The organism is Streptomyces sp. NPDC086147 (assembly GCF_040702165.1).
GTDB lineage: Bacteria > Actinomycetota > Actinomycetes > Streptomycetales > Streptomycetaceae > Streptomyces.
In genome coordinates this window covers 1-19649 of record NZ_JBFBJO010000004.1, presented here as the reverse complement: position 1 = coordinate 19649, position 19649 = coordinate 1, and the positions used below count along the sequence as shown (strand labels likewise).

The following is a 19649-nucleotide window of genomic DNA, read 5'->3' as shown; positions in this document are numbered from 1 at the left end:
CGGTCCACGGACCGCGCTTTCGTGAAGGGTCACCGGCTTGCCGGTGGCCCTTCATCGGTTTCCGCCGGGCACGTGGTGCCTCAGAACAGGCCCTGGACCGCGTACAGCGCTCCCAGGGTCGTCGCCAGGGTGCCCAGGAGGAGGCGGAGGGCCGTTTCGGGGAGGTGGGGCTGGAGGCGGGCGCCGAGGTAGCCGCCGATCAGGCCGCCGAGGCCGCAGGCGAGGCCCAGGTCCCAGTCCGGGGCGGCGGCCTCGGTGGTGGTGAGGGAGAGCAGGGCGAAGGTGACGGCTCCGACGACGGAGGTCGTGAAGGTGGCGGCGAGGGCCGCCGGGGCCACGCGGGCGACGGGGACGCCCCGGCCCGCCAGGATCGGGCCGAGGAGGGAGCCGCCGCCGATGCCGTAGATGCCGCCCACCACCCCGACGGCCAGGGCGAGTCCGGTGACGGTGCGGGGCGAGGGCTCGGCGGCGGGCCGCTTCCGGGCGGGGCGCAGGGTGCGGACGCACAGCCACGCGCCGAGGGGCAGCAGCAGCGCGGCGATGAGGAGGCGGAAGACGGTGGGGCCCGGGAGGGCGAAGACGCGGACGACCGCGCCGACCACCACCCCGGGGAGCGTGCCCGCCACCAGGCGGCGGGTGAGCGGGCCGCGCAGGGCGCCGGTCCTGCTGTGGCGCCACAGGGCGCCGGGTCCCGCGACGACGTTGTACAGCAGGTTCGTCGGCGTGACGGAGGGGTTCGGCACGGCGAAGACGCTGAGCTGGACCGGGAGCAGGAACACCGCTCCCGAGACCCCGGCCGGCGCGGTCACCACGGAGATCAGCAGCCCCGCGGCCACCCCGCCCAGCAGCATCGCCCAGTCCATCGTGCCCCCGCCGTTCCGAGATCGTCCGGACAGTATCCGGCCCCGGTGCGGCGGGCCCTCCGCTACCCCTCCACCGCGTACGGCACGAACGTGCTCGCGTGCTCGTCGACGGCGAGGGTGCGGCCCAGCGGGGGGACCGCCCGCTGGGGGCAGTCGAGGCGTTCGCAGACGCGGCAGCCCATGCCGATCGGGGTGGCGGCGGCCCGGTTGTCGAGGTCGAGGCCGTCGGAGTAGACGAGCCGGGAGGCGTGGCGCAGTTCGCAGCCGAGGCCGATGGCGAAGGTCTTGCCGGGTTCGCCCCAGCCGCCGCGGTGGCGGGTCACCGTGCGGGCGGTCCACAGGTAGCGCTGTCCGTCGGGCATGGCCGCCACCTGGACGTGGATGCGGCCGGGGGCGGCGAAGGCCTCGTAGACGTTCCAGAGGGGGCAGGTGCCGCCGGCGCGGGAGAAGTGGAAGCCGGTGGCGGACTGGCGCTTGGACATGTTCCCGGCCCGGTCCACCCGGACGAAGGAGAACGGCACTCCGCGCAGGCGCGGGCGCTGGAGGGTGCTGAGCCGGTGGCAGACCGTCTCGTAGCCGAGGCCGAAGCGGTCGGTGAGCCGCTCGATGTCGTAGCGCGTCTCCTCCGCGGCGGCGTGGAAGGCGCGGTACGGCAGGACGAGGGCGGCGGCGAAGTAGTTGGCGACGCCGATGCGGGCCAGGGGCCAGGTGGGGGCGATCTCCTCGTAGTCCTCGGAGGCGTACGAGGAGAGCAGGGCGTCCTGTTCGAGCAGGGCGAGCTGGGTGGCCATGCGGAAGGCCTGCTGGCCGGGGCGCAGCCGGGGCGAGAGGTGCAGGATGCGGGCGGCGGGGTCGTAGCGGTGGAGCTGCCGGTCGGCGTCGGCGGTGATCCGGACGCCGTGGCGCTCGTCGAGCCGGGCGGCGAGGGCCCGTCGCACCTCGCCGGGGCGGACGCCGATCTCCTCCGCGAGTCCCTCGGCCGCGAGGTCGGCCTCGTGGAGGTAGTTGCGGCGCCGGTAGAAGAACTCGCGGATCTCCTCGTGCGGCGTGCGGGCGCGTGCCGCGTCCGGGGCGAGGGCGTCGTCGCGGCCGCCGGTCAGGGCGGCGAGGCGTTCGGTGAGGGCCTGGCGGCCCCGGCCGAGGTCGAGCAGGACGGCGGCCACGTGCGGCAGCCGGGAGGCGAGTTCCCCGAGGTCGGCGGCGGAGAGCGCGGAGCGGTCGAGCTCGTCGGCGAGGGTCTCGCGCAGGTCGGCCAAGAGCCGTCCGGTGTCCCGCTCGGAGAAGAAGTCGGGGTCGACGCCGAAGGACTCGGTGACCCGCAGCAGGACGGGGACCGTCAGGGGCCGGGTGTCGTGCTCCATCTGGTTCAGATAGCTGGGCGAGATCCTGAGCACCCTGGCCAGGTCCGCCTGGCTCAGCCGGCGCTCCTCGCGCAGCCGGCGCAGCCGCGCTCCCGCGTAGATCTTGCTCACGGCCGTTCTCCTTCGGGCGTACGTGGAGGTCAGCCTAAGCCACCTCTCCCGCCCCCGGGGCTTCGCAAAGTTGGCAAACCTTTGCCGGAAGATTCGCAGAAGTTGGCATTCGGCCATGGTTGATGGCACGGAGTGCCACTGCGAAAGTCGAACCACGGCCCGCCGTGCCCCACCAGGAGGCGGAGTTCGGGGCACGGCTCATGCCCTGACGTCGTAGGACCCGGTCGTCTCCGCCCGGGGCCCGGCGGGCCGCTCGTCACCTCGTACGGAGCTTCGCGAGCCTTCGCAGAGCTTCGCAAAGTTCGACACTCCCCGGGAGAGACCATCATGGCGCAGGCAGGAAACCAGGCGGCCGAAGAGCTGGCGCGGCAGTGGGCCACGGACCCCCGCTGGAAGGGCATCGAGCGCACCTACACCGCCGAGGACGTGATCCGGCTGTCCGGCAGCGTCCGCGAGGAGCACACCCTCGCCCGGCGCGGCGCGGAGCGCCTGTGGCGGCAGCTCCACGAGCTCGACTACGTCCACGCGCTCGGCGCCCTGACCGGCGGCCAGGCCGTGCAGCAGGTCCGGGCCGGGCTCCAGGCCATCTACCTGTCCGGCTGGCAGGTCGCCGCCGACGCCAACCAGGCCGGTCACACCTACCCCGACCAGAGCCTCTACCCGGTCAACTCGGTGCCGCAGGTGGTCCGCCGCATCAACAACGCGCTGCTGCGCGCCGACCAGATCGCCACCGCCGAGGGCGGCACGGACACAACCGACTGGCTCGCGCCGATCGTCGCCGACGCCGAGGCCGGCTTCGGCGGTCCGCTGAACGCCTTCGAGCTGACCAAGGCGATGATCGCGGCCGGTGCGGCGGGCATCCACTACGAGGACCAGCTCGCCTCGGAGAAGAAGTGCGGCCACCTCGGCGGCAAGGTGCTCGTGCCCACCTCCCAGCACGTCCGCACCCTCAACGCGGCCCGGCTCGCCGCCGACATCGCCGGCACCCCGACCCTGATCGTCGCCCGCACCGACGCCCTCGCCGCGAACCTGCTGACCAGCGACGTCGACGAGCGCGACGCCGAGTTCGTCACCGGCGAGCGGACCGCCGAGGGCTTCTACCGGGTGCGGGGCGGCATGGCGCCGGTCATCGCCCGCGGCCTCGCCTACGCCCCGTACGCCGACCTCATCTGGGTCGAGACCGGCACCCCGGACCTGGCGCAGGCCCGCGAGTTCGCCGAGGCGATCCACGCCGAGCACCCCGACCAGATGCTGGCGTACAACTGCTCGCCGTCCTTCAACTGGAAGGCGGCCCTGGACGACGACCAGATCGCCAAGTTCCAGCGCGAACTGGGCGCCATGGGCTACAAGTTCCAGTTCATCACGCTGGCCGGCTTCCACTCGCTCAACCACGGCATGTTCGACCTGGCCCGCGGCTACGCGGAGCACGGCATGACCGCGTACGTGGACCTCCAGGAGCGCGAGTTCGCCGCGCAGGAGCACGGCTTCACCGCCGTCAAGCACCAGCGCGAGGTCGGCACCGGCTACTTCGACCTGGTCTCCACCGCCGTCAACCCCGCCTCCTCCACGACCGCGCTCGCCGGGTCCACGGAGGAGGAGCAGTTCCACTAGGCCTTCACGGCCCCTCGGACCGCGGGGGCGGGTGTCCACGTCACCCGTCCCCGCACCCCTCTCCTTCCCCGCCCCCCTCTCCCCCGCACCACCCGCTCCCCCTCAGGAGACACCGATGACCACCAGCGCCGTCCCGACCCGCCAGGTCCGCGTGCTCGCGGCCCCGGGCGACCGCCACGACGAGATCCTCACCCCCGACGCCCTGGACTTCGTCGGCCGTCTCGCCGCCGCCTTCGGCGAGCGCCGCCGGTGGCTCCTGAAGGAGCGCCGCCGGCAGGCCATCCGGCTCGCCACCGGTTCGCCGCTCGACTTCCCGCTGACCACCTCCGCCGTGCGCACCGACCCGACCTGGCGGGTCGCCCCGCCCGCTCCCGGGCTCGCCGACCGCCGGGTGGAGATCACCGGTCCGCCGGAGCGGCGGGCGGCCGTCGACGCGCTCAACTCCGGCGCCAGTGTGTGGATGGCGGACTTCGAGGACGCCACCGCGCCCACCTGGGAGAACGTGGTCGGGGGCCAGCTCGTCCTGCTCGACGCGATCGAACGGCGCCTCGACTTCACCGCCGACAGGGGCCGGGAGTACCGGCTCCGCGAGGGCCGGCTGCCGACGATCGTGGTCCGGCCGCGCGGCTGGCACCTCGACGAGGAGCACCTGGAGTTCGACGGCGGCCCGGTGCCGGCCGCGCTGGTCGACTTCGGCCTGTACTTCTTCCACTGCGCGCGACGGCAGATCGACGCCGGGTACGGCCCGTACTTCTACCTCCCCAAGCTGGAGAACCGGTACGAGGCGCGCCTCTGGAACGACGTGTTCCTGCTGGCCCAGGAGCTCCTGGACATCCCCCGGGGCACCGTCCGCGCCACCGTCCTCATCGAGACGATCACGGCCGCGTTCGAGATGGAGGAGATCCTCCACGAGCTGCGGGAGCACGGTTCCGGGCTCAACGCGGGCCGCTGGGACTACCTGTTCAGCCTGATCAAGACCTTCGGCCACCGACCGGACTTCCTGCTGCCCGACCGGGCGAAGGTGACGATGACGGCGCCGTTCATGCGGGCGTACACCGAACTGCTCGTGCGGACCTGCCACCGGCGCGGCGCCCACGCCATCGGCGCGATGGCCGCCCAGGTCCCGGCCGGGGACCCGGCCGCCGACGAGGCCGTGCTCGCCACGGTCCGCCTGGACAAGGAGCGGGAGGCCGAGGACGGCTTCGACGGCTCGTGGGTGGCCCACCCGGGTCTGGTGCCGGTCTGCCGCGAGGTCTTCGACGGGGTGCTCGGAGACCGTCCGCACCAGCTCGACCGGACCCGCGAGGACGTGCGGGTGACCGCCGGGGAGCTGCTCGCGGTGCGCCGGGTCGGCGGACCGCCGACCGAGGAGGGCGTCCGCACCAACATCGCCGTGGTGCTCCGCTACTTCGACGCCTGGCTCCGCGGCCAGGGATCGGTCACGGTCGACGGCCTGGTGGAGGACGCGGCGACCGCCGAGATCGCCCGCGTCCAGATCTGGCAGTGGCTCCGGCGCCGGTTCCTCGAACGCGACGCCGTCCTGGAGCTGCTCGACCGGGAACTGGCCGCGCTCGGCGCCGAGTTCCCGTGGGCGGCGCTCGACGAGGTGCGGGAGCTCTTCGAGAGCACCGCGCTCGCCGCCGAACTGCCGCTCTTCTTCACCCCGGAGGCGTACTCCCGCCACCTCGTCCGAACCGTCGCGACCGCGGACGTGACGGTGTGAGCGGCGGCATCCGGCGCGTGGGCGTCGTGGGCGGCGGTCAGATGGGCGCGGGCATCGCGGAGGTGTGCGCGCGGGCCGGGCTCGCCACCGTGATCTGCGAGGCCGACCGCGCGGCGGCGCGCGCCGCCCGCGAGCGCGTCGCCGTCTCGCTGGAACGGGCCGTCCAGCGCGGCAAGCTGGACCGCCCGTCCGCCGAGGCCGCGCTCGACCGGATCACGGCCACCGCCGAACTGTCCGACCTCGCGGACCGGCAGCTCGTCGTCGAGGCCGTCGTCGAGGACCCCGCCGTCAAGACCCGGGTGTTCGCCGCGCTCGACAAGATCGTCACCGATCCGGCGGCGGTCCTCGCCACCAACACCTCCTCCCTGCCGGTCATGCGGCTCGCCATGGCCACCGAGAACGCCGACCGGGTCGTGGGGCTGCACTTCTTCAACCCCGTGCCCGTCCTTCCGCTCGTGGAGATCGTCACGACCCTCCACACGTCGGCGGCGACGACGGCCGCGGTGACCGACTTCGCGACCCGCACCCTGGGCAAGACCGCGATCGGCTCCCGCGACCGGGCCGGCTTCGTCGTCAACGCCCTGCTCGTCCCGTACCTGCTGTCCGCGATCCGGATGACGGAGTCGGGCTTCGCCTCCGCCACGGACGTCGACCGGGGCATGGAGCTGGGCTGCGCCCACCCGATGGGACCGCTGCGGCTCTCGGACCTGATCGGACTCGACACGGTCGCCTCCATCGCGCACTCGCTGTACGAGGAGTTCAAGGAGCCCCTGTACGCGCCGCCGCCGCTGCTCCTGCGGATGGTGGAGGCGGGGCTGCTCGGCCGGAAGAGCGGCCGGGGGTTCCATGTGTACGACCGGGCGGAGACGCCCGGACGGCCGGCCTGAGGGGGCCGGCGCCCGCCGCCGGGGAAGGGGCCTGTGGAGGGTCCCGAGAGAGGACCCGGCGACGGTACGGCGAGGGGCCGGGGACGGGTGGTGCCGTCCCCGGCCCCGCTGCCGTGCCGTGCGTTCCACCGGCCGCCTGTGCCGGGCACCCGGCGAGCCGCCCGCGGCCCGCGTCCTCGATTCTCACTCGCGCGTCCCACTTCCCTGCCCGAATGGCGAGATGCGCTCCCGCGCTCCGGCGGTCGACCCCGTAGTCTGACCGGGCAGCTGGTTCGCCCCCGTCCACCAGGCGGGAGACGTCGTAAGAGGGAACCCGGTGGGAATCCGGGACTGCCCCGCAGCGGTGAGCGGGAACGACCGCCGTCATACGCACTGGCCCCGGGAAGGGGCTGGGAAGCGACGGCCACTAGGTGTCCGCCGGACCAGTCTGGTGGGCGTGCCCGCGAGTCCGAAGACCTGCCCGTTGCCCGCACGCGGACGATTCCGCGCGCGGACATCCCGGTGACCTCGAGGGCGGGTCGGCGTACATACCTGACGGACGTCCGTGCCCGCCGCGCACGCGTGCCGTCCGGTCCGTCGCCCCTTCGCGCCCTCTCCCCGTCCCGGGACCTCAGGGATTCATCTCGCGAAGGAGATCTCCGTGACCACGAAGTCCGCAGCCGCGGCAGCACGGGCCACCGTGTACGGCTACCCGCGCCAGGGCCGGGACCGGGAGCTGAAGAAGGCGATCGAGGGCTACTGGAAGGGCCGCGTCACCGCCGACGCCCTCCGGTCCACCGCCGCCGAACTGCGCCGGACCAACTGGCGGCAGCTCGCCGGGGCCGGCGTCCACGAGGTGCCGACCGGCGACTTCTCGTACTACGACCACGTCCTGGACACCACCGTCATGGTGGGCGCGATCCCCGCGCGCCACCGCGAGGCCGTCGCGGCCGACGCCCTGGACGGCTACTTCGCCATGGCGCGCGGCACGCGGGACGTCGCCCCGCTGGAGATGACGAAGTGGTTCGACACGAACTACCACTACCTGGTGCCGGAGCTGGGTCCCGACACGGTCTTCGCGGCCGACTCCGCCAAGCAGGTCGCGGAGCTGGCGGAGGCCCTCGCCCTGGGCCTCACCGCCCGGCCCGTGCTCGTGGGACCCGTCACCTACCTGCTGCTCGCCAAGCCCGCGCCGGGCGTGCCCGCCGACTTCGACCCGCTGACCCTGCTCGACCGGCTCCTGCCGGTGTACGCGGAGGTCCTCGCGGACCTGCGCGCGGCCGGCGCCGAGTGGGTGCAGCTCGACGAGCCCGCGCTCGTCCAGGACCGCACGCCGGCCGACCTGAACGCCGCCGCGCGCGCCTACCGCGACCTCAGTGCGCTCACCGACCGGCCCAAGCTGCTCGTGGCCTCGTACTTCGACCGGCTCGGCGACGCCCTGCCGGTCCTGGCGAAGGCGCCGGTCGAGGGCCTGGCGCTCGACTTCACCGGCCCGGCGGCGGCCAACCTGGAGGGGCTCGCCGCCGTCGGCGGCCTGCCCGGCAAGCGCCTCGTCGCCGGTGTGGTCGACGGGCGCAACATCTGGGTCAACGACCTGGAGAAGTCGCTGTCCGTCCTCGGCACCCTGCTCGGCCTCGCCGACCGGGTCGACGTCTCCGCCTCCTCCTCCCTGCTCCACGTGCCGCTCGACGCGGCGGCCGAGAAGGACGTCGACCCGCAGATCCTGCGCTGGCTCTCCTTCGCCAAGCAGAAGACCACCGAGATCACGACGCTGGCCAAGGGCCTGGCGCGGGGCACCGACGCGATCGCCGGCGAACTGGCCGCCAACCGCGCCGCCCTCGCCTCCCGCGCGAACTCCCCCATCACCCGGAACCCGGCCGTGCGCGCCCGCACCGGGGCCGTCACCGACGCGGACGCCCGCCGTTCGCAGCCGTACGCCGAGCGGGCCGCCGCCCAGCGCGCCCACCTGGGCCTGCCGCTGCTCCCGACCACCACCATCGGCTCCTTCCCGCAGACCGGCGAACTGCGCACCGCCCGCGCCGACCTGCGGGCCGGGCGGATCGACACGGCCGGGTACGAGGAGCGCATCAGGACCGAGATCCAGGAGGTGGTCTCGTACCAGGAGAAGGCCGGGGTCGACGTCCTGGTGCACGGCGAGCCCGAGCGCAACGACATGGTGCAGTACTTCGCCGAGCAGCTCGACGGCTACCTCGCCACGCAGCACGGCTGGGTCCAGTCGTACGGCACCCGCTACGTCCGTCCGCCGGTCCTGGCCGGCGACATCTCGCGGCCCGAGCCGATGACGGTGCGCTGGACCTCGTACGCCCAGTCGCTGACCGCCAAGCCCGTCAAGGGCATGCTGACCGGTCCGGTCACCATGCTCGCCTGGTCGTTCGTCCGCGACGACCAGCCGCTGGGCGAGACCGCCCGGCAGGTCGCCCTCGCCCTGCGCGACGAGGTGGCCGACCTGGAGGCGGCCGGCACCTCCGTCATCCAGGTGGACGAGCCGGCGCTGCGCGAGACGCTGCCGCTGCGGGCCGCCGACCGTCCGGCGTACCTGGCGTGGGCGACCGAGGCGTTCCGGCTCGCCACGAGCGGCGTGCGGCCGGACACGCAGGTCCACACCCACATGTGCTACGCCGAGTTCGGCGACATCGTCCAGGCCATCGACGACCTCGACGCGGACGTGATCAGCCTGGAGGCGGCCCGCTCGCACATGCAGGTGGCCCGTGAGCTCGCCGCCCACGGCTATCCGCGCGAGGCCGGTCCCGGCGTCTGGGACATCCACTCGCCCCGGGTGCCGAGCGCCGAGGAGGCGGCGGACCTGCTGCGCACCGGTCTGGAGGCCATCCCCGCCGAGCGCCTGTGGGTCAACCCGGACTGCGGTCTGAAGACCCGTGCCTGGCCGGAGACCCGGGCCTCCCTGGAGAACCTGGTCGCCGCCGCCCGCACCGTACGGGAGGAGCTGTCCGGCTCGTGACGGGAACCGAGGGGGCCGGGGCCGCTCGCCTGGCCCCCTCGGCCGGACCCCGCACGGGCCGGCCGACCGGCCGCCGGGCCCCCGGCCGCCCCGTCGCGGGTGCGCGCGCGTAGCGTGGGGTACACGTCGGCTCCATAAGCCCCTGACCTCCGGAGACCCGCCTGTGTCCAGCGTCGCACCCACCCGCACGTCCGTCGTGGAGTCCCTCATGGAGCGCTTCCCGGGGATTCCCCGGGAGGCCGTGCTCAAGGAGGACCTGCTGCGCGGCGGGGTCGCCTTCGACCCCTCCGCCCTGTCCGGCAACGAAGGCGGTGAGGTGAAGCCGAAGTCGTACTTCATCTTCTCCTTCGACCACCGGACGCTGCCCGAGCTCGGGGAGGCGGCCCTGAACCGCCCGCCGGAGGAGATCGTGCTGACCGGCGGTCCGTACGGGCTGCGCCGCACGGTGGTGTCGGTGCGGGTGAACCCGTCCTCGCCGTACCGGGTCGCGCCGGACGGGGACGGGGCGCTCGCCCTCTTCCTGGACGGGGCGCGGATCGCGGACGTCGGCCTGCCGCCGATGCCGGAGTACTACCGGCACCCGCTGTCGAACGGCAAGTCCGTGATGGAGGTGGCGCCGACGATCCAGTGGGGCTACCTGATCTACCTGACGGTCTTCCGGGTGTGCCAGTACTTCGGCGCCAAGGAGGAGTGCCAGTACTGCGACATCAACCACAACTGGCGCCAGCACAAGGCGGCGGGCCGCCCGTACACCGGGGTGAAGCCGGTGGACGAGGTCCTGGAGGCCCTGGAGATCATCGACCGGCACGACACGGCCCGCGCCTCGACCGCCTACACCCTGACCGGCGGGGCCGTCACCTCGCAGGTCGGCGGGAAGGACGAGGCCGACTTCTACGGGCAGTACGCGCAGGCGATCGAGGAGCGCTTCCCCGGCCGCTGGATCGGCAAGGTCGTCGCGCAGGCCCTGCCCAAGGAGGACGTGCGGCGCTTCCACGACTACGGCATCCGGATCTACCACCCGAACTACGAGGTGTGGGACCGGCGCCTGTTCGAGCTGTACTGCCCCGGCAAGGAGCGCTACATCGGCCGGGACGAGTGGCACCGCCGGATCCTGGACTCGGCGGAGGTCTTCGGGCCGCGCAACGTCATCCCGAACTTCGTCGCCGGGGTCGAGATGGCGCGCCCCTCGGGCTTCCTGACCGTGGACGAGGCCATCGCCTCCACCCGGGAGGGCCTGCGGTTCTTCATGTCGCGCGGGATCACGCCCCGGTTCACCACCTGGTGCCCGGAGCCGACGACGCCGCTGGGCCGCGAGAACCCGGACGGCGCACCGCTGGAGTACCACCTGCGGCTCCTGGAGGCGTACACGGAGACGCTCCGGGAGAACGGCCTGACCGCCCCGCCCGGCTACGGTCCGGCCGGTCCCGGGCGCGCGGTGTTCTCGGTCAGCTCCTTCATGGACGCGCTGGACCCGGAGCCCGGCGAAGGGGAGTAGGACGGCCCGGCCGTCCCCAGGAAGCGGACGTGGGGACGGCCGCCGGGGTCCGGGTACGTCACGGCGGCCCGGACCCGGTAGACGTCCGCGATCAGCTCCTCGGTGAGCACCTCGTCCGGCGTGCCGCAGGCGACCACGCGGCCGCCGGAGAGGACCACGAGCCGCTCGCAGTACACGGCCGCGAGGTTCAGGTCGTGCAGGGCGACGACGGCGGTGAGGCGCAGCCCCGAGACGAGCTCCATGAGGTCCAGCTGGTGCTGGACGTCGAGGTGGTTGGTGGGCTCGTCGAGGAGGAGTTCGCGCGGCTCCTGGGCGAGGGCGCGGGCGATCTGGACGCGCTGGCGCTCGCCGCCGGAGAGGGTCCGCCAGGGCTGGCGGGCGCGGTCGGCGAGCCCGGTGCGGGCGAGGGCGGAGCGGACGGCGGCCTCGTCCGCCGCCGAGGGCGGGGCCCAGGCCCTGCGGTGCGGGACGCGGCCGAGGCGCACGACGTCGAGGACGGTCAGGTCGGTCTGGGTGTCGGACTGCTGCTCGACCGTGGCGAGGCGCCGGGCGACGGTCCTGCGGCCGAGTCCGGCCAGCGGGTCGCCGTCGAGGGTGACGACCCCGGAGTCGGGGGCGAGGACGCCGGCGAGGAGCCGCAGGAGCGTGGACTTGCCGGAGCCGTTGGGGCCGAGGAGGCCGGTGACGGTGCCGGGGACCGGGGCGACGCTGACGCCGTCGAGGACGAGGACGCCGCCGGCGGTGCGCGAGACCCGGTCGGCGCGCAGGCCCGCGTCCTTGCGGGTGGGGGTCATCGCGTGCTCCTCGTGCTGCGCGTGCGGTGGAGGACCAGGACGAAGGCCGGGACGCCGATCAGCGAGGTCACCACGCCCACCGGCACCTCCTGGGGGTCGAGGACGGTGCGGGCCAGCGTGTCGGCCCAGACCAGGAAGACCGCTCCGGCCAGGGCGGTGACCGGCAGGAGCCGGGCGTGCCCGGGGCCCGTGAGCGCGCGGGCGGCGTGCGGCAGGACGAGTCCGACGAAGCCGATGGCCCCGGCGGCGGAGACCAGGGCGGCCGTCAGGAGGGCGGTGACGCACAGGAGGACGAGCCGGGTCCGGGCGACGGAGACGCCGAGGGAGGCGGCGGCCTCCTCGCCGAAGGCGAACGCGTCCAGGGTCCGCGCGTGTCCGAGGCAGGTCGTCAGGGCCGCCGCGAGGACCGCGAGGCACACCCACACGTCGGTCCAGCCGGCCCCGGCGAGCGAGCCGAGCAGCCAGAAGAGGACGCCCCGGGTGGTCTCCGCGTCGGCGGCCGTCATCACGACGAACGAGGTGAGGGCGGAGAAGAGCTGCATGGCGGCGACCCCGGAGAGGACCACGCGGTCCGTCGAGCCGCCGAGGGTGTGGCTGAGCAGCAGCACGAGCGCGAAGGAGCAGACCGCCCCGAGGAACGCCCCGCCGGTGACGGAGAGGACTCCCCCGCCGACCCCGAGGACGACGACCGCGACCGCGCCGGTCGAGGCGCCGGAGGAGACGCCCAGGACGAAGGGGTCGGCGAGCGGGTTGCGCAGCAGCGACTGCATCACCGCGCCGCAGAGGGCGAGCCCGGCGCCGCAGACGGCGGCCAGGAGGGTGCGGGGCAGCCGCAGGTCCCAGACGATCCCGTCCCGGATCGGGGAGAGCGCCGGGGCGCCGCCGCCGAGGTGGGCGGCGACCGTCGCCCACACGTCGGCGACGCCGATGCGGGCCGGGCCGATGGTGATCGCCGCGGCGACCGAGGCGGCCAGGAGGGCGAGTCCGGCCGCCGTCCACAGCAGGGCCGCGGCTCCCTTCCGTACCGATGCGGCGGCCGGGGAGACGGTGGTGGTCACTTGGCGAGGCCGTAGGAGCGGAGCGCCGCCGCCACCTTCTCGACGGCCTCGACGGTGCGGATCGTGGGGTTGAGCGCCTGGCCGCTGAGGAGCACGTACCGCTTGTTCCTCACCGCCGTCATGGTGCGGGTGACCGGGTCGGACTCCAGGAACTCGATCTTCTTGGCGGCGCTCTCGGCCGACTGCGAGCGGCGGGTGAGGTCGCCGATGACGAGGACGTCGGGGTCGCGGTCGGCGACGGTCTCCCAGTTGATCTGGGGCCACTCCTCCTTGGTGTCGTCGAAGACGTTCTTCGCGCCCAGCTCGCGGGAGACGATGCCGGGGGCGCCGCAGCAGCCGGCCATGTAGGGCGCCTCGGCGTTGGCGAACCAGTAGAGGACCGTGGCGTCCTGGAAGTCTCCGCCCGAAGCGGCCTTCGTCACGCGGGCCTTGAGCTCCGCGACGAGCTTCTCGCCGCGCTCCGGGACCGCGAAGATCCGGGCCAGGTCGCGGATCTCGCCGTAGACCGTCTCCATGGTGAGCGGTTGGACGCGGACGCCGTCGCCGTCGCCGCTGTTGTCCTTGCCGACGCAGTCGGTGGGCGAGAGGTACGTGGGGACGCCGAGCTTCTCGAACCGCTCGCGGGCCGCCACCCCGCCCTTGCCGAGGGTGTACGTGAAGGAGGCGGCGGCGAAGTCGGGTTCGGCGTCGAGGACCTTCTCGAAGGAGGGGTAGCGGTCGGCGAGGCGCGGGACCTTGGCGTTCTCCTTCTCCAGCCCCTTGAGGACGGGGTCCGTCCAGGTGCCGGTGCCCACCATGCGGTCGGCGAGGCCGAGGGAGAGCATGATCTCCGCCGCGCCCTGGTCGAGGGCGACGGCCCGCTCCGGCGCGCGCTCGACGCGGACGGGCCGTCCGCAGTTGTCGTCGAGGGCGACGGGGTGTCCGGTCTTCGCCTCCCCGGCGCCGCCCGCGGGCCGGACGGGGGCGGGGGTGGTCCCCGCGCCGCAGCCGGTCGCGGTCAGGAGCAGGGCGCCGGTCAGGAACAGCACGGCGGAGCGGACGGGGGGTGCGAGCGGCACGAAAGTTCCTCTGCGGCCACGGCTCATACGCGGAGCCTGTCGTACGGTGCTCCCCGGGCGGGCGTGCGCCGGGGCCGCCAGCAGGTCTTCGGACTCGGGGTCAGCCGGACGGGGCGCCTTCCCGGGCCGTCGTCGCCGCCCAGTGGCCGATGCTCCGCCCGTCGCCCTCACCGCTGCGCGTCAGTTCCGGTCTCGCACCGGATTCCCCGACCCGTGTACGCACCCGTTCGGGTGCGTACAAAGGTGCGACTGGCCTCGGCACAGTATCACCGGGCCGGAGGCGTTCCCGGGGGCGCGGCCGGCGTCAGACGCGCAGCTCCTTGGCCTCGAAGCGGCCGTCCCCGAGGACCAGGACGAAGGAGACCTGCTGTCCCTCCGAGACGGTCCGGCTCTCGTCCTCGATGTCCTCCGCGCTGAACCAGACCTGGTCCTGGGAGCCGACGGGGACGACGAACCCGTATCCCCCGAGACGGTTGAAGGACCGCACGAACCCTTTGCTCCTGCCTTCCACGGCTGCCTCCTCCTCGGCGTCGGCGACGCGGGCGAGGGGTGTTCCGGCCCGGTCCGGCCGTGTCCGCGTCTCAGGGGACCGTGTCCGCGTCCCAGGGGAGGTGTACCCCGTCCGTCCGCGCTTCGCCCGTCGGCGGGCGGGCGGTGCGCGAGCACTCCCGGGGATCTCGTAGAATATTCAACAGAGGTCCGGTGTCGAAGATCCCCCGTGTTCGACACCGGGCCTCGTCGTGCGTCCGGCGCGTCCGGCGCCTTCCGGAGGGGCGGGGCGCCCCTCAGCGGCCGCCGGGGTACGAGATCCTCGCCGTGATCCTGGCGATGCGCGCCGCCGTCTCGGCGGGCGGGGCCACCGGCTGGACGATGTGGCTGACGGTGAGCCGGACGACCGTCTCGACGGCGAGCCCGCGCGACTCCTCGTCCACCTCGGGCCAGGCCTCGGTCGCGTACGCGTGGAGCATCGCCATGGCCGTGCCGAAGACCGGCTCCGCGCGGGTGGTGAGATAGGCCAGGAGGTCGTCCTCGCCGCCCCGCGCCGCGACCAGGACGCTCTTGATGAGGGGGTTGTCCACGGTCTGCTGGAGCGTGTAGCCGACTCCGGCCGCCGCCGCCGCCTCCAACTCGCCCCGGTGGGAGTCGAGTTCGCGCTCGATGCCGATCAGGAAGCCCTCCAGCTCGCGCTGGACCAGGGCGTTGCCGATGGCCTCCTTCGAGCCGAACTCGTTGTAGAGGGTCTGGCGGCTGATGCCGGCGGCCCGCGCGATGGAGGTCATGCGCAGCCCGCTCCAGCCCTCGGCGGCGACGAGGCGGTAGGCGGCGTCGAGCACCTGCTCGCGCAGCAGGGACCGGACGCTCTCGCGGAAACGTGTCATCGTGCCCCCACTTTATCCACGGGGAACCGCCCCGAGGAGGGGTGTGCGGGGGCCGGTCCGGGACCGGTCCCCGGGCCGGGGCGGGGCGGGTTCAGAGCGCGGTGCCGCCCGTCACGTCCACGTACTGGCCGGTGATCCAGCGGGCGTCGTCGGAGACGAGGAAGGCGACCACGTCCGCCACGTCGGCGGGCGTCCCGAGCCGGTTGAAGACCGAGAGCGCGGCGAGGGCGGCGCTCGCCTCGGGCGTCGCCCGGCGCCGCGCGTTCATGTCCGTCGCGATGTAGCCGGGGGCCACGGCGTTGACCGTGATGCCCCGGGGCCCCAGCTCCTTGGCGAGGGCGAGGGTCATCGTGTCGACGGCCCCCTTGGTCATCGCGTACGTGACGGAGTCGGGGAAGGCGTGCCGCGTCGCCGCCGAGGAGATGTTGACGATTCGGCCGCCGTCGCGCAGCCGGTCCAGGCCCTGCTGGACGAGGAAGAGCGGGGCCCTCACGTTGATCGCGAACAGCCGGTCGAAGGTCTCGGTGGTGAGCTGGTGGATGCGGCCGGAGCCGCTCGCGCCCGCGTTGTTGACGAGGACGTCGAAGCCGGGCCCCTCGCCCAGCTCCGCGAGGCCGGCGTCCAGGGCGGCGTAGAACACGTCGACGGCGTCCGGCGCCGCCAGGTCCGCGCGGAAAGGGAAGGCCCGGCCGCCGTTCTTCTCGACGGTCGCCACCGTCTCGCGGGCGGCCTCCTCGTCGCTGCCGTAGTGCACGGCGACCAGGGCGCCGTCGCGGGCGAGGCGCTCGGCGATGCCCCTTCCGATGCCGCGGCTCGCTCCGGTGACGATCGCGGTCCTGCCGTCCAGCGCGGACATGTCGGTGGCGCCTTCTCTCTGTTCGTTCGGGTCGTTCGGGTCGTTCGGTCGGGGTGGTGCGGTACGGGCCGGGGGCCTGCGGTGCGTGCGGTACGGGCCGGGGCCCGCGGTGCGTGCGGTACGGGCCGGGGCCCGCGGTGCCGTGCGGTGCGGAGGGGGTGGCGCCGGTCAGGAGGTGCCCGGTGCGGCCGTCCGGGCGGGGCCGAGCGTGCTCCGGTACCACTCCAGGTGGCCGGCGATCCCCTCGGCGAAGCCGGGGCCCGGGTCGCAGCCCAGCTCCTTCCAGGGCCGGTCGTCGGAGAACCAGTGGTCGACGGCGAGCATGTCGAGGTGGTGGACGGCGAAGGGATGGGCCGCCAGGAGAGCACGCGCCTCCGCGACGTCGAGGGCCGGTCCCCGGCGCGGCCCGGCCCGGTGGGCGAGCAGTTCCTCGCCCACCGCGAGGAGTTCACCGGCGGGCACCGGATCGGGATGGTCGACGTGGTACGGGCCGGCCTGGGTGTCCGGCGAGAGGGCCGCGGCGAGCAGGACGCGGGCCAGGGCGCCCACCTCGGTCAGGGAGTGCAGCGAGGTGCCGCCGTCCAGCGGGCCGGGCAGCGCGCCGAGGAGCCTGACGATGCCGGGCACGAGCTGCCGGTCCCCGGTCCCGTACACGAGGTGGGGGCGCAGGACGGTCCCGCCGGCCTCCATGACATGCCGCTCGCCCGCCGCGCGGGTGCGGCTGGTGGCCGAGACGGGGGCGATCGGCAGGGTGCCGGGGGCGGCGGCGCGGAAGGGGCCCCGGCCGTGGACGGAGGCCGTGCTCAGGGCGACGATCCTGGTCACCCCGGCGCGTACGGCCGCGTCGACCAGGGCCCGGGTGCCCTCGTCGTTGACGGCGCGGGCCGTCTCCTCGTCGCCGCCGATCGCGGAGGCGCAGTGGATCAGCACGTCGGCGCCTTCGCAGGCCCGGCGCAGGGAGTCGGGGTCCCGGAGGTCGCCCGGGACGGTCTCGGCCGCCGGAGCGCCCTCCGGTCCGGCGTCCGCCGGCGGGGCGAGCGGGCCGCGGACGAGCAGGCGTACGGGCCCGGCCGCCGCCGCCGTCGCGGCGGCGGCCACCCGGCCGCCGATGAAGCCGGACGCGCCGGTGATCAGGATGCGGGGAGCCATCGTCGTCCGGCCCTTCAGCCGGCCAGCCGGGCGCCGGCGCCGGGACCGGCCACCGCCGGTTCCCGGGGCGGGGAGGCGAGCGTGCAGACGAAGACGGGCAGGCCGTCCTGCTGTCCGGTGACGCGGACGGTGGTCGCCGGGTCGCCGGGGGCGGCCACGACCTCGGCCTCGACCCAGCACGGGGTGTCGAGTTCGGCGTAGCGCGAGAAGGAGAGGTCCACGACGGTGGGGAGGTAGACGGTGTTGCCGGTCACCAGCATCGCCGCCTGCCGGGCCGCTTCGAGCAGGACCATCCCGGGCACGTGGTCGTTCGGGCGGCGGAAGAGCGTGGGATGGGCGGTGTTGATCCGCAGCTGCCACCGGTCGGAGCGGTCGCCGGGGCCCAGGACGACGTCCTTGGCGTCCTCGCGGCCGACCAGGTGCGGGGCCACCGCGGGTATCAGGGGGACCGGGCGGCCGAGGGCGGCCATGCGCTCGCCGCGCATCCTGCGGTACGCCGGTGCCGAGGTGCAGCGGATCGTGCCGCCGCCGGTCGAGATCCGGCGCCCGTCGCGGGTCAGCACGACGTCGACGCGCAGGTTGCGCATCCGGCCCGCTCTCCCGTCGTAGTCGGGGAAGGTGATGTCGACGGCGATCTCCGGGGAGGAGCCGTCGAGGACGAGCTGCTCGGGATCGGCGGTGTAATCCAGGTCCCACATGACGAACTGATCGTCCACGGGTACCCCGAACCCGGCGTGAACCACGAGCATGGTGGCCTGACGCATCGTCTCGGCCACCAGGACCGGGTCGTGCCGGCCGCCTGCCGCCGGCGAGAAGAAGGGATGCGAGGCAGGCCAGCGGGCGGAGACGGAATACCGGTTCTCCTGCGATCTCGTCCAGCCCGTGGGGATGATGTCGGCCGGGTCGTGCCGGTGGACGAACTCCCCGGGTACGGGTGTCGTCGCTTCTCGGTGGTGCTGTTCCATGGCTCCCCCTCGTACTTCACTGCACACCCCGGACGGCAATTCCGCCCGGCGTAGGGTACTTAGAGCACGGTTTTCTTTTCAATGCTTCGAGTCACACGGCGAGCACAGACAGCGAGACAGCGGGAGGCGCCTTGGCGCAGCAAGCACGTGCAATTCGGACCCGGCAGACGATTCTGGAGTCGGCCGCCGCCGTTTTTGCCGAGCGAGGCTACGAGCGGACGACCATCGGGGAAATCCTGGTGCGCGCCGGGGTGACCAAGGGAGCCCTGTATTTCCACTTCACCTCGAAGGAGGACCTGGCCGTCGGCGTGCTGGCCGCCCAGATGCTCGACGAGCCGCTCACCCCGCAGCCCATCAAGGTGCAGGAACTCGTCGACCAGGGGTTTCTCCTCGCCCACCGCCTCCAGCGCGACCCCCTGGTGCGGGCGAGCGTCGCGCTGGCGCTGGACAGCGGCGCCATGGGAATCGACCGGGCCGCTCCTTTCCGGGCCTGGATCGACCAGGTGTCGGAGGCCCTGATGGCGGCGAAGGCGCAGGGAGAACTCCTCGTCCACGTGGACGTGACGGACACCGCCGAACTCTTCTCCGGCGCTTTCGCCGGAATCCAGACGATGTCCCAGATCCTGCGCGACCGGAATGACCTGACGCATCGCGTTCTCGTCCTGCTCAGGCACGTCATGCCGACGATATGCACCCCGGCCGTACTGATTCGACTGGAGATGACCGAGAGCCGCGCGAAGGAGCTGGCCGCCGAATACGACGCGAACCGGCTCCGCCGCAACGAGGAGAACTTCGCGGAAAGCTCCCGCCCGTAGAGCCGGCCGTACGGTCCGCCCAGCGCCCCGACGCGTCACGCGTCGGGGCGCTCTGGCGTTTGTGGCACTGAGTGTGCTTTGCTGAGGGTACTCAGTGCCACAAGCGTCTAGGGGAGCTCCACATCATGGGCAAGGACTTCGACCTGTATCGGCCTTCGGAGGAGCACGACATGCTCCGGGAGTCGGTGCGTGCGCTGGCGGAGGCGAAGATCGCGCCGTTCGCGGCGGAGGTGGACGAGGAGGGGCGTTTCCCGCAGGAGGCCCTGGACGCGCTGGTCGCCAACGACCTGCACGCGGTGCACGTGCCCGAGGGCTACGGCGGTGCGGGCGCGGACGCGCTGGCGACGGTGATCGTGATCGAGGAGGTGGCCCGGGTCTGCGGCTCGTCCTCGCTGATCCCGGCGGTCAACAAGCTGGGCTCGCTGCCGGTGATCCTGTCCGGCTCCGAGGAGCTCAAGGCCCGCTTCCTGGGCCCGCTGGCCAAGGGCGACGCGATGTTCTCCTACGCCCTGTCGGAGCCGGACGCCGGCTCGGACGCGGCCGGGATGAAGACCCGCGCGGTGCG

The 19649-nt window shown here is 73.6% G+C and carries 17 protein-coding genes and 2 riboswitches; of the genes, 7 read left to right on the top strand and 10 right to left on the bottom strand.

Going from position 1 to position 19649, the window contains the following annotated elements:
- Nucleotides 1-80: 80 nt before the first annotated feature.
- Nucleotides 81-863, bottom strand: coding sequence for a TSUP family transporter (locus tag AB0398_RS10825; protein WP_366373763.1), 783 nt, complete (start codon nucleotides 861-863; stop codon nucleotides 81-83).
- A gap of 62 nt (nucleotides 864-925) precedes the next feature.
- Complete coding sequence (locus tag AB0398_RS10820) at nucleotides 926-2335, bottom strand: short-chain fatty acyl-CoA regulator family protein (RefSeq protein ID WP_366373762.1); 1410 nt, start codon at nucleotides 2333-2335, stop codon at nucleotides 926-928.
- Between the two features lie 327 nt (nucleotides 2336-2662).
- Here AB0398_RS10820 and aceA point away from each other — a divergent pair, with 327 nt between their 5' ends.
- The 5 genes from aceA to AB0398_RS10795 all read left to right on the top strand — a co-directional run bounded on the left by aceA (nucleotide 2663) and on the right by AB0398_RS10795 (nucleotide 11010).
- Complete coding sequence (gene aceA / locus AB0398_RS10815) at nucleotides 2663-3946, top strand: isocitrate lyase (RefSeq protein ID WP_366373761.1); 1284 nt, start codon at nucleotides 2663-2665, stop codon at nucleotides 3944-3946.
- A 115-nt stretch (nucleotides 3947-4061) separates the two neighbouring features.
- Nucleotides 4062-5669: a malate synthase A gene (gene aceB / locus AB0398_RS10810; RefSeq protein WP_366373760.1), complete on the top strand. Its 1608-nt coding sequence runs from the start codon at nucleotides 4062-4064 to the stop codon at nucleotides 5667-5669.
- Entirely contained in the window at nucleotides 5666-6556 is an 891-nt protein-coding gene (locus AB0398_RS10805) for a 3-hydroxybutyryl-CoA dehydrogenase (protein WP_366373759.1), read from the top strand. The genes aceB and AB0398_RS10805 overlap by 4 nt, the downstream gene beginning before the upstream one ends.
- 302 nt (nucleotides 6557-6858) lie before the next feature.
- Nucleotides 6859-7014, top strand: a riboswitch (cobalamin riboswitch).
- 182 nt (nucleotides 7015-7196) lie between these two features.
- Complete coding sequence (metE, locus tag AB0398_RS10800; protein ID WP_366373757.1) at nucleotides 7197-9515, top strand: 5-methyltetrahydropteroyltriglutamate--homocysteine S-methyltransferase; 2319 nt, start codon at nucleotides 7197-7199, stop codon at nucleotides 9513-9515.
- Between the two features lie 208 nt (nucleotides 9516-9723).
- Nucleotides 9724-11010, top strand: coding sequence for a radical SAM protein (locus AB0398_RS10795; protein WP_366374495.1), 1287 nt, complete (start codon nucleotides 9724-9726; stop codon nucleotides 11008-11010).
- On the opposite strand, the gene AB0398_RS10790 is transcribed toward AB0398_RS10795, so the two are convergent.
- From AB0398_RS10790 to AB0398_RS10755, 8 genes are all read right to left on the bottom strand, one after another.
- Nucleotides 10923-11804 (bottom strand): ABC transporter ATP-binding protein, encoded by an 882-nt coding sequence (locus AB0398_RS10790; protein WP_366373756.1) that lies wholly within the window; start codon nucleotides 11802-11804, stop codon nucleotides 10923-10925. The genes AB0398_RS10795 and AB0398_RS10790 overlap by 88 nt on opposite strands.
- Nucleotides 11801-12808 (bottom strand): iron chelate uptake ABC transporter family permease subunit, encoded by a 1008-nt coding sequence (locus tag AB0398_RS10785; RefSeq protein ID WP_366374494.1) that lies wholly within the window; start codon nucleotides 12806-12808, stop codon nucleotides 11801-11803. Before AB0398_RS10785 ends, AB0398_RS10790 begins: the two co-directional genes overlap by 4 nt.
- Nucleotides 12809-12858: 50 nt before the next feature.
- The gene (locus tag AB0398_RS10780) at nucleotides 12859-13920 is read right to left on the bottom strand and encodes an ABC transporter substrate-binding protein (protein ID WP_366373754.1); all 1062 of its coding nucleotides are present in this window, start codon (nucleotides 13918-13920) and stop codon (nucleotides 12859-12861) included.
- A gap of 82 nt (nucleotides 13921-14002) precedes the next feature.
- A riboswitch (cobalamin riboswitch) is annotated at nucleotides 14003-14128 on the bottom strand.
- A 96-nt stretch (nucleotides 14129-14224) separates the two neighbouring features.
- The gene (locus AB0398_RS10775) at nucleotides 14225-14431 is read right to left on the bottom strand and encodes a cold shock domain-containing protein (protein ID WP_366373752.1); all 207 of its coding nucleotides are present in this window, start codon (nucleotides 14429-14431) and stop codon (nucleotides 14225-14227) included.
- Nucleotides 14432-14705: 274 nt separating this feature from the next.
- Nucleotides 14706-15299 (bottom strand): TetR family transcriptional regulator, encoded by a 594-nt coding sequence (locus AB0398_RS10770; RefSeq protein WP_366373750.1) that lies wholly within the window; start codon nucleotides 15297-15299, stop codon nucleotides 14706-14708.
- 91 nt (nucleotides 15300-15390) lie between these two features.
- Nucleotides 15391-16155: a glucose 1-dehydrogenase gene (locus AB0398_RS10765; protein ID WP_366373748.1), complete on the bottom strand. Its 765-nt coding sequence runs from the start codon at nucleotides 16153-16155 to the stop codon at nucleotides 15391-15393.
- 168 nt (nucleotides 16156-16323) lie between these two features.
- Nucleotides 16324-17304, bottom strand: coding sequence for an NAD-dependent epimerase/dehydratase family protein (locus AB0398_RS10760; RefSeq protein WP_366373746.1), 981 nt, complete (start codon nucleotides 17302-17304; stop codon nucleotides 16324-16326).
- A 14-nt stretch (nucleotides 17305-17318) separates the two neighbouring features.
- Nucleotides 17319-18269, bottom strand: coding sequence for a ScbA/BarX family gamma-butyrolactone biosynthesis protein (locus tag AB0398_RS10755; RefSeq protein ID WP_366373744.1), 951 nt, complete (start codon nucleotides 18267-18269; stop codon nucleotides 17319-17321).
- Nucleotides 18270-18400: 131 nt separating this feature from the next.
- Between AB0398_RS10755 and AB0398_RS10750 the strand changes: the two genes are divergently transcribed.
- On the top strand, nucleotides 18401-19084 hold the full coding sequence (locus AB0398_RS10750) for a ScbR family autoregulator-binding transcription factor (RefSeq protein ID WP_366373742.1): 684 nt from the start codon (nucleotides 18401-18403) through the stop codon (nucleotides 19082-19084).
- 125 nt (nucleotides 19085-19209) lie between these two features.
- Nucleotides 19210-19649, top strand: a 440-nt coding sequence (locus tag AB0398_RS10745; RefSeq protein ID WP_366373741.1) for an acyl-CoA dehydrogenase family protein, incomplete at its 3' end; no start/stop codon positions are given.

Coding starts and splice junctions, on each gene's coding strand:
- aceA (WP_366373761.1), top strand. CDS start 2,663: ATGGCGCAGGCAGGAAACCAGGCGGCCGAAGAGCTGGCGCGGCAGTGG.
- AB0398_RS10755 (WP_366373744.1), bottom strand. CDS start 18,269: ATGGAACAGCACCACCGAGAAGCGACGACACCCGTACCCGGGGAGTTC.
- AB0398_RS10795 (WP_366374495.1), top strand. CDS start 9,724: ATGGAGCGCTTCCCGGGGATTCCCCGGGAGGCCGTGCTCAAGGAGGAC.
- AB0398_RS10760 (WP_366373746.1), bottom strand. CDS start 17,304: ATGGCTCCCCGCATCCTGATCACCGGCGCGTCCGGCTTCATCGGCGGC.
- AB0398_RS10770 (WP_366373750.1), bottom strand. CDS start 15,299: ATGACACGTTTCCGCGAGAGCGTCCGGTCCCTGCTGCGCGAGCAGGTG.
- AB0398_RS10765 (WP_366373748.1), bottom strand. CDS start 16,155: ATGTCCGCGCTGGACGGCAGGACCGCGATCGTCACCGGAGCGAGCCGC.
- AB0398_RS10790 (WP_366373756.1), bottom strand. CDS start 11,804: ATGACCCCCACCCGCAAGGACGCGGGCCTGCGCGCCGACCGGGTCTCG.
- AB0398_RS10825 (WP_366373763.1), bottom strand. CDS start 863: ATGGACTGGGCGATGCTGCTGGGCGGGGTGGCCGCGGGGCTGCTGATC.
- aceB (WP_366373760.1), top strand. CDS start 4,062: ATGACCACCAGCGCCGTCCCGACCCGCCAGGTCCGCGTGCTCGCGGCC.